This is a genomic window from Micromonospora sp. MA102 (assembly GCF_025460765.1).
Lineage (GTDB): Bacteria > Actinomycetota > Actinomycetes > Mycobacteriales > Micromonosporaceae > Micromonospora > Micromonospora halotolerans.
This window is the reverse complement of the sequence record NZ_JAMWEG010000001.1, coordinates 401210-414306: the sequence shown is the minus strand read 5'-3', so window position 1 is coordinate 414306 and position 13097 is coordinate 401210. Positions and strand designations below refer to the sequence as shown.

The following is a 13097-nucleotide window of genomic DNA, read 5'->3' as shown; positions in this document are numbered from 1 at the left end:
CGTCCGTGCCTCCGGGACGGGCGATCACTGGGGAGGAGCGGTGGGTGGTGGCTCCGGCGGCAGGCTCGGGGCCAGCCGCCGCAGCGACGCGAACGTCGGAACGAGCGCGTCGTACAGCTCGGAGAAGAGCGGCAGCAGGGCCGCGTACGTGGCGGCGGAGGCGGGATTCGGGCGGACCGTCTCGTCGATCCGGACCAGGTCGGCGGCGACCTCGATCGACTCGATCAGGCCGAGCGCCTGCATGCCGAGCAGGGCGGCGCCGAAGCTGGAGCCCTCGTGCCCGACCGGGAAGCGCACCGGCATGCCGAGCGCGTCGGCGAGGATCTGCCGCCACAGCGGGCTGCGGGCGAAGCCGCCGCTGGCGCGGATCTCGCGTACCTCGTTGCCGGCCGCACGCACCGAGGCGAGGACCAGGGCGAGCTGCTGGCAGACCCCTTCCAGCGCGGCCCGCACCAGGTGCGCCCGGCCGTGCCCGTGGGTCAGCCCGACGTACGCGCCGCGGGGCAGCGCGCTCCAGTGCGGCGCCCGCTCGCTGAGCAGGTACGGCAGCATGATCAGCCCGCCGGAGCCGACCGGCGCCCGGGCGGCCAGGTCGAGCAGCTCTTCCTCGGCGTGCTCGCCCAGCTCGGGGGCGAGCGCCTCGTTGGCCCACTGAAGGACGATCCCGCCGTTGTTGATCGCCCCGCCGACCACCCAGCGGTGCTCGGTCAGGGCGTAGCAGAAGACGCCGCCGAGCGGGTCGACGCCGGGGCGCTCCACCATCACCCGCATGGCCCCGCTGGTGCCGATCGAGCAGGCCACCTCGCCGGGATGCACCGCGCCGAGCCCCAGGTTCGCCAGCGGCCCGTCGCCGGCCCCCACCACGAGTGGGGTGTCCGCGGGCAGGCCGGTGGCCCGGGCCGCACCGGCGGCCAGGCCGGGCAGCACGTGGGTGGTGGGGACGAGCTCCGGGAGCTGCTCCTCGGTGATGCCGGCGATGCGGAGGGCCTCGGCGTCCCAGGCCAGCCGGTAGATGTCCATCAGCCCGGTGGCGGAGGCCACCGAGTGGTCGGTGACCAGTGCCCCGGTCAGCCGCAGCAGCACGTAGTCCTTGATGCCCACCCAGTGCGCGACCCGCGCGTGCAGCGTCGGTTGCTGCTCGGCGAACCAGACCAGCTTGGGCAGCGGCGCCATCGGGTGGACCGGGGTGCCGGTGCGGCGGTGGATGGCCAGCCCGGAGGGCACGGCACGCAGCCGCTCGGCCTGCGCGCTGGCCCGGGAGTCGGCCCAGGTGACCGAGGGCGTGAGCGGGGTGTTGTCGGCGTCCAGCCCGATGAGGCTGTGCATCGCGGTGCTGAACGACAGGCCGGCGACGGGCCGGCGCAGCTCCTCGGCCACGGCCCGGATCGACCCGACCACCGCGTCGAAGATGCGGACCGGGTCCTGCTCGGCGTACCCGGGTCGCGGCTCCTCCAGGGGGTAGCCGATCGAGTGGGTGGCGAGCTGCCGGCCACCGGTGTCGTACGCGACCGCCTTGGTGCTGGTGGTGCCGATGTCCACCCCCACCACGACGGCCGGGTCACCCACCGGTGCACCTCCTCGCGTGCCGGGGGTCGCGGCGCGTCCCGCCCTGCGGCTGACGTTACCGACGCACCAACCCCCTCGCACGGCGAAGCGACCGCCGTCCGGGCGCGGCCACGGTATGCCGAGGATTCCGCCTAACGTGTCGCGCAATCACCCTTTCGGTCAATTTGGGGACTTGCGCGTGTCTTGCCACCCCCGCGCCGCCGTTGACATGAATGACACCCCGATTGGTGGGCTCGCGCGGCGGAGGAGTCGGCGTGGCGATGACTGATTCGACGGGTTCCACATGGCGCTACCGGTGGGCGCACCGGCAGAACGACCGGCGGCAGCGGGCCTTCCGCGCGGCCGACGAGGCATGGCGGCGCCGCGACGACGAGCTGCGCCGGCTGCGTACCCTCGCCGGGTCCTTCCACGGCTCCGCCGAGGCCGGCGCCGGCCTGCCCGTGGAGCTGGGCCCCGGCGAGGTGGTCTTCTGGACGCTGCCGGCCGCGCAACTGGTCGACGTGCGGCACACCGCCGTGCTGCCGGCCCCCGAGCTGACCGTCGACCCGGAACCGCCGGTGCTGCGCCCGCGCCGCCCCGAAGGGGTCAAGGTCGTCGACGCCGGTCTCGCCGTGCTCACCAACCGGCGCCTCGTCCTGCTCGGCGGTCGGGGCCGGCGCGACTGGACGTACGGGCGGATGACGGGGCTGTCCCACGACCCGGGGGCGCCGGTCACGCTGATCCAGGTGCTCGACCGGCGGCGTACCTCCGGTCTGCTGCTGCCCACCGGCGCGGTGGCCGACTTCCGGTTCAAGCTCACCCTGGCCTTCGCCGACGCGATCGAGCAGCGCGCCGCGGTCGTCGCCCAGCTCGACGAGCTGATCGCGGAACACGAGACGGTGCGGCCGGTCCGGCCGGCCGTGCTCACCCCGGCCCAGGCCCGCGTCTCCGCGCTGCTCCCTGGCGGCCGGCGGACCGTCGCGGTCGGTGTGGCCATCGCCCTGATCGTGCCGGCGATGCTGTTCGAGTCCGACCCGCCGGTGCGCCCCGGGTCCGACCGGGCCGCCGCGGCCACCCCGGAATCCACCGCCACCGCCACCGCCGCGCCCCCGCCGGTCGCCCCCGCCGTGCAGGTCGAGCCCGCCCCGAGGCCGAAGGGCACCCGGCCCGCGCCGACCTCCCCGCCGTCCGGGAGCACCCCGTCGCAACCGGCCGCCGAACGCCGCTGCGGCGCGCCCGCCAACCCCTACGGGTACGACTTCTGCGGCGGCACGCGGATCCGCAAACCGGCCCGGGGAATCTGCGACTGGTTCGACTGCGTGCCCGGCTTCTGGTCCGGCCGCGGCTGGCTGGTGCAGTGCCGCGACGGCACGGTCAGCCTGACCGGCGGGCGCCGCGACTCGTGCGCCGACAACCAGGGCTTCCGCCGGACCTTCTGGACCTGACGGCCGGCACCCTAGCCGGCGAGGCGCGGCGACCGGGGCATCGGGCGCAGCGGCAGCAGGCCGGCGAGGACCAGGGCCGCGCCGACCGGCAGCAGGTCCAGGTTCACGGCGATCGCCACGAACCCGACCAGCACCAGCACCGGCGCCCACACCGGCAGCAGCCGCGCCGCGGCGGCCCGGTACAGCAGCACCAGCAGGCCCAGCTCGAACAGCGCCGGCCCGCCGAGCAGCACCAGGTCGGGCGTCTCCACCGCGTCGGCGAAGCGCGGGAACAGGTCGCCCAGGATCACCCAGACGAACGCGGCCGCACCGACCACGCCGGCCAGCGCCGCCACGTCGTCCACCGCCCGGAGCCGGGTCGAGCGGGTACGCAGCACGCCGTGCAGCCCGACGGCCAGCACGGCGAACCCGAGGATGCCGAACAGGAACAGGGTGTGCCCGGTGTTCCACGCCCAGGCGCCCTTGTCGCTGTGACCGTCCAGGCGGTCGATCAGGCGGAGCAGGCCGTAGGAGAGCAGCAGCAGCGACGCGGTCACGGCCACCGGCCGCAACCAGGGGTACGTGGGACGCATCCGGGAATCGGTGAGGGTCATGGCCTCAGCCTCGTCCCGGGGCCGGCCGGGGACATCCGGGCTGACCCCCCACCGGCCCCCGGATTAACCGTTCGCGCCCCTCAGGGGTGCGCGGCTAGCGTCCGGCGGGTGTCCCGCTCCGTGACCCTGGTTCTGGTCGACGCCGACGGCCGCCCGCTCGGCGCCCTGCCCCCGTACGGCGTGCCCGAGCCGTGGTGGCAGGAGGTCGGCTCGATCGTCGACGGGGCCCGCCGCCGGTACGGCCTCGACGTGGCCGTGCTGCGGCTGCTCACCGGCGACCGCCCCGAACCTCCCGGCGGCCACGTCACCTACCTGGGCCAGGTCACCGAGCCGCCCGCCGTACCCCTGACGCCGGCGCCGGTGGACCTCGCGCCGCACCCGCTGCGCGCCCCGTACGCCGAGCCCGGCGGCCCGGCCCGCAGCGTCGCCTGGGCCACCGGGCAGCTGCGCCGGCTCGGCCGGCCGGTGACCGCCGTGGCGCAGCAGCGCACCTGGAACCTGTCGGCGATCTGGCGGCTCGACGGCCCGGCCGGCAGCGCCTGGCTCAAACAGGTGCCCCCGTTCTTCCGGCACGAGGCGGCCGTGCTGCGCTGGCTGGCCACCGCCGCGCCCACGACCGCCCCCACCCTGCTCGCCGCCGACGACACCGGCCGGATGCTGCTCGACCACGTGCCCGGCGAGGACCGCTACGGCGCCGACGAGGCCGAACGGGCCGCCGTCGCCGCCGAGCACCACGCCGTCCAGCTCCGCGCCGCCGGCGAGGCCGCCGCGCTGGTCGCGGCCGGCGTACCCGATCGGCGCGGGCCGGCCCTGGCCCGCTGGATCCGCGACCGGCTGGCCCCGCACGACCCGACCGTGGCCGCCGACCTGCTCGCGGACCTCGACGACCGGCTCGACCAGGTCCGCGACTGCGGCCTGCCCGACACCCTCGTCCACGGCGACCTGCACCCCGGCAACGTGCGCGGCGACGGCCTCCGGCGGACCGTCATCGACTGGGGCGACGCGTTCGTGGGCCACCCCGCCTTCGACATCCTGCGCCTCACCGAGACGCTCGACCCGCCCGTCGCCGGCCGGCTGCGCGACGCCTGGGCGGCGCGCTGGCGGGCCGACGTGCCGGGCAGCGACCCGCAACGCGCCGTCGACCTGCTCCGGCCGGTCGCCGCGCTGCGGCTGGCCGCCGTGTACGCGATGTTCCTCGCCGGCATCGAGCCGAGCGAGCACCCCTACCACCGCGGCGACGTGCGGGCCCGCCTGACCCGGGCCGCCGCGACGGCCTGACACACATTGGATCTACCGCTCGGCCCGGCACGACACGCGACGTCACTGTCCACGTGCAGGCAGTCAAACCCATAGCATCGACGCTATGGCCTGGGGTAGCGTGGAGCTGGAACCAGAAGTCCGGAGCTGGTTGGAGGAGTTGCCTGCCGCAGAGTTCGCACGAGCCGCCTTCTACATCGATCTTCTCGCCGACCGGGGCCCGCTGCTGAGTGAGCCGCACACGCGGCAACTCGACGGCAAGCTCCGGGAATTGCGCTTCTACCTGGAGCACGGGGCGATCCGGATCACGTACTGGATGGCCTCCGAGCGGAGGATCATCCTGCTGACGGTCTTCCGCAAGACGCGGATGCGGGAGGACCGGGAGGTCGAGCGGGCGCGCCGGGCTTTGGCGCGGTGCGCGGCGGAGCGACACACCGTGGTCGAGGGGGCGGAGTGATGACCGATCGAGTGGACTGGACCGACCTGCGCCGGCGGCGGATGGCCGAACCGGGGGCGGAGGAGGCGTACGCGGCCGCCCGCCTGGCGTTCGAGCTCGGGCAGACCGTTCGGAACCTGCGGGAACGCGTCGGCTGGAGCCAGACCCAGCTTGCGCGTGCGGCCGGCATGACGCAGTCGGCCGTGGCGCGTTTCGAGGCCGGTGGCACCGTACCCACGCTTGTCGTCCTCGAACGACTCGCGCGAGCGCTGGACATGCGGCTCGACGTCCGGTTCTCGCCGATCGCCGACGCCGCCTGACCTCCGGCGCGCCTCCGGCCGCTGGCGCGGGTGTCGCATCATGGCCTCGTGATCATGCGGAAGCGACGCCACCGGAAGAAGGACCGGGACTGGTGCAACTGCGACGTCCCCGACTGTGACGGCCCCGGCTGTTGTGACCTCGGCCTGTTCTCGCTGTTGTTGACCCTCGGCTCGGTCGCCGCCGGTGTCGTGCGCCGGCCCGCCGTGGACCGCGCCGGCCGGGCCGCCATCCTCGGCTACCGGCGGTGGTTGTCGCACCGCTGGCCGGCCCGGTGCCGCTACACCCCCACCTGCAGCGCCTACGGGCTGGCGGCGGTGGAGAGGTACGGCCTCGCGGTGGGCGGGCGACTGGCCGCCGAGCGGGTGCGCCGTTGCCGCCCTGACGTCCCACGCGGCACCCACGACCCGCTGCGCTGACACCTCAGCCCAGCGGCGCCGGGCCGCCGAACACGACCGGGATGCCGGGGGAGTGGAGAACGCTCACCGGCGGCCCGGCCGGCGGCGGCAACCCGGCGGCGGTGACCAGCTCGTCGTCCAGGTGCAGCAGCTCGGCCCGGTGCAACGGCCATTGGGGATGCCAGTTGGGCAGGTGCACGGTTCGCCCGTACGGCCGGGTGTGCAGGCCCCAGCGGGCGGTAAGGAAGTGTTCCAGCGGGGTCGGGTCGGCGATCGGTTCACCGACCCGGACCGCCATCCGGCTCGACGCCCCGGCGGGGCCGGGCCAGCGGCGCCGGCAGCGGTAGGTGAGGCGGTCACCGTCCCGGTCCAGTCGCATGGCCGACCACTTGTACGGCAGCCGCAGGCTCAGCTGCGCGACCAGCACCGGCACCAGCCGGGACGCGTCGAGCGAGCGGAACACCACCGCCCGCCACCCGCTGCCGTCCACCGAGTACAGCCGGACGTTGGTCTCCCAGAACGTGCCGAAGTACGGCACGCCCGGTCCCCGCCCGAGACCGAGCCCGACCATCCGGAAGCCGATCAGCCCGACGTAGCTGACCCCGTCGAGGGTGTCGGGCCGGGTTCCGGCGGGCAGCAGCGGCGCGACGACCTCGGGCTCCACCGCCCAGTGCAGGAAGGTGAGGTCCTGCCAGCGCTGCCCCAGCCAGGCGCGCGGGAACGACCGGACGGGCGCGCAGTCGACCGGCTCGATGTCCACCCACCCATCGTGCCGTGTCCGAACGTCAGGCGAGGAACGGCAGCAGGTGCCGCAGCGTCTCGTCGGGCGCCTCCTCGGGCAGGAAGTGCCCGGCCGCCACCGGGCCGCCCTCGACCTGATCCGCCCAGGCCCGCCACACCTCAAGGGGCTGGTACCAGGTCGCCACCGGGCCGGCGTGCCCCCAGAGCGCCAGCACCGGACAGCCGATCCGCCGCCGGCCCCGGTCGGCCCGGTCGTCCTCGTAGTCCCGAGTCGCCGCGGCCCGGTACTGCTCGCAGATCGCGTGGATCGCCTCCGGCCTGGCGAGCTTCGCCACGTACTCCGCCCGTACCGCCGCGGGGAAGGCGTCCGGCACCTCCGACAGGTCGTCGAGCATGTGGTCGACGATGACCTCCGGGGCCCGCGCGACCAGCCGCTCCGGCACCGGCTCGGGCGCGGCCAGGAACGACCACAGCCAGAAGCCCAGGCTGAACGCCATGTCGGCGCGGTCGAACGCGTCGCCGGTGGGCACGATGTCGAGCACCGCGAGGCGGGTCACCGCGTCCGGGTGGTCCAGCGCCATCCGGTACGCGCACCGCCCGCCCCGATCGTGGCCCACCACGGCGAACCGGTCGTACCCCAGCAGCCGCATGACCTCGACCTGCTCGGCGGCCACCGACCGCATGCTGTACGGGGCGTGGTCCGGCGCGCTGGGCGGCGCGCCGCTGTCACCGAACCCCCGCAGGTCGGTGGCGACCACGGTGAACCGCTCCGCGAGCCGGGGCGCGACCCGGTGCCACATGAGGTGCGTCTCGGGCATGCCGTGCAGCAGCAGGACCGGCGGCCCGGCACCACCTCGCCGCCCGTGGATCGTCGTGCCGGTGGCGGCCACGTCCAGCACCTCGAAGTCGTCGAACACCGATGCCGCCTCCTCGCCGGGCCCTCGTGGGCCCGCCCGGTTCAACGACCGGAGGCCTCACTCGGGCCGGTGGCAGACCGCCTCGACGTTGTTGCCGTCCGGGTCGCGGACGAACGCCCCGAAGTAGGTCGGGTGGTATTCCGGCCACACCCGCGGCGCGTGCAGCACCTCGGCGCCGGCCGCCACGGCGGCGTCGTGGAACGCCTGCACGGCGGCCCGGTCCGGGGCCGTGAAGGCGATGTGGGCTTCCAGCGGCGTGCCGGCCTCGGGGGGCGCGGGCACCAGCCAGAAGTCGGGACTGTCGACCCCGTAGCCGATCGGGCCGGGCTCCATGATCCGGCGGCCGCCCAGCGGGGCGAGCACCGCGTCGTAGAAGGCCGCGCTGACCGGCAGGTCACGCACCATGACGGAGAAGTGGTCGAGCACGTCGCCTCCCTGCGATCGCCGATGACCGCGCCAGGCTACGAGCCGCCTACGACACTTCCCCCGCCGTCCGGGCGCAGGCCATGGCGGCGGCACCACCCGCCGGTCGTGCCTGGCCTCACAGGTGCTGGCGGAACGTCAGGCTGACCTGCTGAGATGTGCCCATGGGGGAGTCCGACGCGCGGCGCACCGTCGAGGCGGTGTGGCGGATGGAGTCCGCGCGGGTCGTGGCCGGCATCGCGGCCCTGGTCCGCGACGTCGGCCTGGCCGAGGAACTCGCCCAGGACGCCCTGGTCGCCGCGCTGGAGCAGTGGCCGCGCGACGGTGTCCCGGCCAACCCGGGGGCGTGGCTGACCACCGTCGGCAAGCGCCGGGCCATCGACACGCTGCGCCGCACCCAGACCCAGCAGCGCACGCTCGCCGAGCTCGGTCGCGACCTCGACGAGCAGGTCACCCCGGACTTCGACGCCGCCCTCGACGAGCACATCGAGGACGACCTGCTGCGGCTGATCTTCGTGGCCTGCCACCCGATCCTGTCGCCGATCGCCCGCGCCGCGCTCACCCTGCGGCTGGTCGGCGGCCTCACCACCGGCGAGATCGCCCGCGCCTTCCTCACCACCGAACCCACGGTCGGGCAGCGGATCACCCGCGCCAAGCAGACCCTCGCCGCCGCCCGCATCCCGTTCGAGGTGCCCGGCCCGGCCGAGCGGGCCGACCGCCTCGACTCGGTCCTCGAGATCGTCTACCTCATCTTCAACGAGGGCTACTCGGCCACCGCCGGTGACGACTGGATGCGGCCCACCCTCTGCCAGGAGGCGCTGCGCCTGGTCCGGTTGCTCCAGGGGCTCATGCCGGACGATCCCGAGGTGCACGGCCTCGCCGCGCTGCTGGAGATCCAGGCGTCCCGCACCCGGGCCCGCACCGGTCCCGACGGCACGCCGATCCTCCTCAACGACCAGGATCGCGGCCGCTGGGACCAGTGGCTCATCCGGCGCGGCCTCGCCGCCCTCGACCGGGCCCGCACCGACCACCCCGGCCTGTACGCCCTCCAGGCCGAGATCGCCGCCTGCCACGCGCGGGCGCGTACCCCGGAGGAGACCGACTGGGCGCGGATCGCCGCCCTCTATGCGGAGCTGGCCCGGCTCGTGCCCTCACCCGTGGTGGAGCTGAACCGGGCCGTCGCCGTCGCCCAGGCCGACGGGCCCGCGGCCGGCCTGAAACTGGCCCGGGAGCTGGAGTCGGAGCCGGCGCTGGCCGGCTACCACCTGCTGCCCAGCGTGGTCGGTGACCTGCTGTTCAAGCTGGGCCGGCACGCGGAGGCGCGGGCCGAGTTCGAGCGGGCGGCCGCGCTCACCGGCAACGCCCGCGAGCGGGCTCTGCTGCTCGACCGGGCCGCCGCCTGCGGCTCGAAAAAATCTTGAAAGCTCATGTCGGATCCCGGTCGCCCCGATCGACGCGTCAGTGAGAACCGATGACGAGGAGATCGAGATGACCAGCACGACACTCACCCGGGCCGGGACCGCACGGGGTGTCTCGACCACCACCCTGCTCGCCGCGGGCGCCGCGGCCGGGCCGCTGTTCCTCGGCCTGGGCCTCGCCCAGGCGTTCACCCGCGACGGCTACGACCTGAGCCGGCAGCCGCTCAGCCTGCTCGCCCTCGGTGAGCACGGCTGGATCCAGATCGCCAACTTCGTCGTCTCCGGGCTGCTGGCCCTCGCCGGGGCGGCCGGCTTCCGGCGGGCGCTGCGCGGCGGGCCGGCCGGCACGTGGGGCCCGGCGCTGGTGGCGGTGCTCGGCGTCGGGCTGATCGTCGCCGGGCTGCTCCGCGCGGACCCGAGCATGGGCTGGCCGGCCGGCGCGCCGGAGGGCAATCCCGCGACGATGAGCTGGCACTCCTACGGGCACGGGGTCGGGGCGATGCTCTCCTTCGGCTCGATCACCGTCGCCTGCCTGGTCTTCGCTCGCCGCTTCGGGCGGGTGGGGGCGGTGTCGTCGGTCCTCGTGGCTCTGGCGACCGTCGTCGTCATGGCCTGGCCCGACCAGGGCAGCGTCAGCGTCCGGATGGTGCTCGGCTCGGCCCTGGTCTTCGGCTGGCTCACCGCCGTTTCCCTGCACACGATCACGATCACCGAGAGGAAGCACTGAGATGCGATTCATGATGATGCACAAGCTGGACGAGGCCGTCCCCGGCAACTTCGAGCCGACCCCGGAGTTCATGAAGTCGATGGGCGCCTACATGGAGGAGGTCGCGAAGGCCGGCATCCTGGTGGCCGCCGAGGGGCTGTGCAAGAGCAGCGAGGAGTCCGCGCGGATCACCGCCACCAAGGGGAAGAAGACCGTCACTGACGGGCCGTTCACCGAGACCAAGGAGCTGATCGCCGGCTTCGGGCTGGTCGAGGTCCGCTCGAAGGAGGAGGCGGTCGAGTGGGCGAAGCGGTTTGTCGACGTCTTCACCGAGCACGGCATCGACGTCGAGGTGGACGTGCGGCGGGTCAGTGAGGGCCCTCACGAGGGCTAAGAAGATCTCAGTGGCGCTAGGCGGCACCAGCGGGTGGTACCGGAGCGAGCCTTCCGGTGCCACCCGTTCTGCCGACACATTTGAAATATAGGTTCGGCTTGACCTGTCGCAGGTCAGAGCTAGCTTGTCGGTCGTGCTGCTTCGGTTCAGGTACCGCATCTATCCAACGCCCGTTCAGCAGCAGGCGTTGGCGCGGGCGTTCGGGTGTGCGCGGGTAGTGTTCAACGACGGGCTGCGGGCGCGGCAGGAGGCCCGAGAGCAGGGTCTGCCCTACGTGTCCGACGGAGATCTGTCGAAGCGGGTCATCACCGAGGCCAAGCGAACGCCTGAGCGGATGTGGCTGGGTGAGGTGTCAACAGTGGTGTTGCAGCAGGCCCTTGCAGACCTCAATGCCGCCTACCGCACATTCTTCGGCTCTCAGTTGGGCAGACGCAAGGGTCGCAAGATGGCGCCGCCGCGATTCCGGTCCCGTAAGGACAACAGGCAGGCCATCCGCTTCACCGCGAACGCTCGCTTCCGAGTGCTAGACAATGGCCGTCTGCGCTTGCCGAAGATCGGCGACGTCGAGGTCCGCTGGTCCCGGCCGCTGCCAGCCAAGCCGTCAAGCGTGACGGTCATCCGGGACGCGTCAGGTCGGTACTATGCCTCATTTGTCGTTCAGGCTGGTAGCCAGCCGCTGCCACCGGCCGATACCGAGGTAGGGATCGACCTGGGCCTGACTCACTTCGCGGTCCTCTCCGACGGCACGAAGGTTTCGTCGCCGCGGTTCCTGCGTCGCGCCGGGCGGAAATTACGCCGGCTGCAACAGGCGCTGTGCCGCAAGCAGCCAGGTAGCAGTAACCGCAAGAAGGCCGTAGTCAAGGTCGCCCGTGCTCATGCGCGGGTCGCCGACGCGCGGCGGGACTGGCAGCACAAGTTATCCACGCGGCTCATCCGCGACAGCCAAGCGGTATATGTGGAGGACTTGTGCGTGACAGGGCTTGCCCGTACCCGAATGGCCAAATCCGTGCATGATGCCGGCTGGTCGCAGTTCGTGCACATGCTGGAGTACAAGGCGGCTCGACATGGGCGCGCCTTCGCTAAGATCAACCGTTTCACACCGACCTCTCAGACGTGCTCCAGATGCGGTCGGATCGACGGACAGAAGCCGTTAAACGTCCGAGCGTGGAGGTGTCCCTGTGGGGCAGTGCACGATCGAGACGTCAACGCGGCGATCAACATCCTCGCGGCGGGACGCGCCGAGAGGCTAAACGCCTGTGGAGCGCAGGTAAGACCAGCACCTCGCGTGCTGGCGCCGCGCCGAGAAGCAGGAATCCACCCAAGTGCAAGCGCTGTCGCGCGAAGCGCGGAGGGAATCGCCGCCTCCTCAGGCGGAGAGAACGTCAAATGATGATGCACAAGCTGAGGATGCGGGCCTGTAACTAGCGGCGTATCGCCCCGCCCTTGCCTTCCCGGGGTGCCTACGGTGTGCGACGGCTGCCGCCCCAGGGTTGGGGCAGTGGCGAGTAGGAACCGTTCGGACTTCACACGCCGCGAGACGAACCACCTGTCCTGGACCGTCGGGCCCCAGCCATTCGGGCCGGCCACGGCGGGGAACTCGATGTCGGGGTGGGCCGCTGTAGGGCAGGTCGGCGAGGCGAGGGTGCAGGTTCTCCTCCCGCCGGGCCGAACTGTCGCCTACCTATCGGCACCCGGCGGTCACAGCGCCGGGAACCCGGCCGTCCAATGAACATGAGAGCACTGGTACGTGGAACGGCCGCCCTGCTTGGCGCGGCGTCGCTGGTCGTCGGGGTGTGGGCGCTGACCCGGGCGGACTCCTTCAGTTCGGCGGTGGGGTTCCCGCCGCACGAGCACTTCGTGCACGACGTCGGGGCGTTCCAGCTCGGCATCGGGGCGACCCTGCTGCTGGCGCTCATCTGGGCCGACGCGCTGGCAGTCGCCCTGGCTGGCTACGTCGTCGGCGCGGCGGCGCACACCCTGTCGCACGTGGTCGACGCCGACCTGGGCGGCAGCGCGGCCCAGACATGGCTGGTCGGGCTGTCGGCCCTCCTGGCTCTGGCTGCGCTGGTGGCACGGCTGCGGCAGCTGGGCTGGGTGGTCGGGTACGTGGACCCCGCGCCGGCGCCCGGCTGGGCGCCGCTGGTGCGGCAGAAGACCGTGGTGCTGACGACGTTCAAGCGGGACGGGACGCCCGTGCCAACGGCCGTGAGCGTCGCGGTGGCGGGGGAGCGGGCGTACGTGCGCAGCTTCGAGAAGGCGTGGAAGACCCGGCGCATCCGCAACAACCCGCGCGTGACGCTGGCCCCGTCGACGGCCCTCGGCAAGCCGACCGGGAAGGCCGTGGAGGCGGTGGCGCGGCGGTTGGACGGGGCGGAGTACCGGGCGGCCAGCCGGGCGCTGGTCCGCAAGCACCCGCTGCTGCACGGCGTGCTCGTGCCGCTGACGCACCGGCTCGGGCGGGCGCGGACCGGCCGCACCGTGCACTTCGAACTGACTGCACGCTGAA

15 protein-coding genes are annotated in these 13097 nt (G+C 73.3%); 10 read left to right on the top strand and 5 right to left on the bottom strand.

Going from position 1 to position 13097, the window contains the following annotated elements:
- Positions 1-24: 24 nt before the first annotated feature.
- Positions 25-1566: a gluconokinase gene (locus NFX44_RS01960; RefSeq protein WP_262281726.1), complete on the bottom strand. Its 1542-nt coding sequence runs from the start codon at positions 1564-1566 to the stop codon at positions 25-27.
- Between the two features lie 254 nt (positions 1567-1820).
- On the opposite strand from NFX44_RS01960, the gene NFX44_RS01955 reads away from it, so the two are divergent.
- Positions 1821-2990, top strand: a complete 1170-nt coding sequence (locus tag NFX44_RS01955; protein ID WP_262281725.1) for a hypothetical protein — start codon at positions 1821-1823, stop codon at positions 2988-2990.
- An 11-nt stretch (positions 2991-3001) separates the two neighbouring features.
- On the opposite strand, the gene NFX44_RS01950 is transcribed toward NFX44_RS01955, so the two are convergent.
- Positions 3002-3583 carry a hypothetical protein gene (locus NFX44_RS01950; RefSeq protein WP_262281724.1) on the bottom strand — a complete coding sequence of 194 codons (582 nt, stop codon included), beginning with the start codon at positions 3581-3583 and terminating at the stop codon, positions 3002-3004.
- 108 nt (positions 3584-3691) lie between these two features.
- Here NFX44_RS01950 and NFX44_RS01945 point away from each other — a divergent pair, with 108 nt between their 5' ends.
- From NFX44_RS01945 to yidD, 4 genes are all read left to right on the top strand, one after another.
- Positions 3692-4861, top strand: coding sequence for an aminoglycoside phosphotransferase family protein (locus NFX44_RS01945; protein WP_262281723.1), 1170 nt, complete (start codon positions 3692-3694; stop codon positions 4859-4861).
- A gap of 85 nt (positions 4862-4946) precedes the next feature.
- Positions 4947-5297, top strand: a complete 351-nt coding sequence (locus tag NFX44_RS01940; protein WP_262281722.1) for a type II toxin-antitoxin system RelE/ParE family toxin — start codon at positions 4947-4949, stop codon at positions 5295-5297.
- Positions 5297-5596, top strand: a complete 300-nt coding sequence (locus NFX44_RS01935; protein ID WP_262281721.1) for a helix-turn-helix transcriptional regulator — start codon at positions 5297-5299, stop codon at positions 5594-5596. Before NFX44_RS01940 ends, NFX44_RS01935 begins: the two co-directional genes overlap by 1 nt.
- Positions 5597-5650: 54 nt before the next feature.
- Positions 5651-6013 (top strand): membrane protein insertion efficiency factor YidD, encoded by a 363-nt coding sequence (gene yidD / locus NFX44_RS01930; RefSeq protein WP_262281720.1) that lies wholly within the window; start codon positions 5651-5653, stop codon positions 6011-6013.
- A gap of 4 nt (positions 6014-6017) precedes the next feature.
- On the opposite strand, the gene NFX44_RS01925 is transcribed toward yidD, so the two are convergent.
- Genes NFX44_RS01925 through NFX44_RS01915 form a run of 3 tightly spaced genes read right to left on the bottom strand, consistent with a single transcriptional unit; the run spans position 6018 to position 8076 of the window.
- Positions 6018-6752 carry a YqjF family protein gene (locus NFX44_RS01925; protein WP_262281719.1) on the bottom strand — a complete coding sequence of 245 codons (735 nt, stop codon included), beginning with the start codon at positions 6750-6752 and terminating at the stop codon, positions 6018-6020.
- A gap of 25 nt (positions 6753-6777) precedes the next feature.
- Positions 6778-7650 (bottom strand): alpha/beta fold hydrolase, encoded by an 873-nt coding sequence (locus NFX44_RS01920; RefSeq protein WP_262281718.1) that lies wholly within the window; start codon positions 7648-7650, stop codon positions 6778-6780.
- A gap of 57 nt (positions 7651-7707) precedes the next feature.
- Positions 7708-8076, bottom strand: coding sequence for a VOC family protein (locus tag NFX44_RS01915; protein WP_262281717.1), 369 nt, complete (start codon positions 8074-8076; stop codon positions 7708-7710).
- Between the two features lie 161 nt (positions 8077-8237).
- Between NFX44_RS01915 and NFX44_RS01910 the strand changes: the two genes are divergently transcribed.
- From NFX44_RS01910 to NFX44_RS01890, 5 genes are all read left to right on the top strand, one after another.
- Positions 8238-9494, top strand: coding sequence for an RNA polymerase sigma factor (locus tag NFX44_RS01910; RefSeq protein ID WP_262281716.1), 1257 nt, complete (start codon positions 8238-8240; stop codon positions 9492-9494).
- A gap of 67 nt (positions 9495-9561) precedes the next feature.
- Positions 9562-10218 (top strand): DUF998 domain-containing protein, encoded by a 657-nt coding sequence (locus NFX44_RS01905; protein WP_262281715.1) that lies wholly within the window; start codon positions 9562-9564, stop codon positions 10216-10218.
- 1 nt (position 10219) lies between these two features.
- A complete protein-coding gene (locus NFX44_RS01900) occupies positions 10220-10591 on the top strand; it encodes a YciI family protein (protein ID WP_262281714.1) in 372 nt (123 codons plus the stop codon).
- A 133-nt stretch (positions 10592-10724) separates the two neighbouring features.
- Positions 10725-11981: a transposase gene (locus NFX44_RS01895; protein ID WP_262281713.1), complete on the top strand. Its 1257-nt coding sequence runs from the start codon at positions 10725-10727 to the stop codon at positions 11979-11981.
- 341 nt (positions 11982-12322) lie between these two features.
- Entirely contained in the window at positions 12323-13096 is a 774-nt protein-coding gene (locus tag NFX44_RS01890) for a PPOX class F420-dependent oxidoreductase (RefSeq protein WP_262281712.1), read from the top strand.
- Position 13097 lies beyond the last annotated feature (1 nt).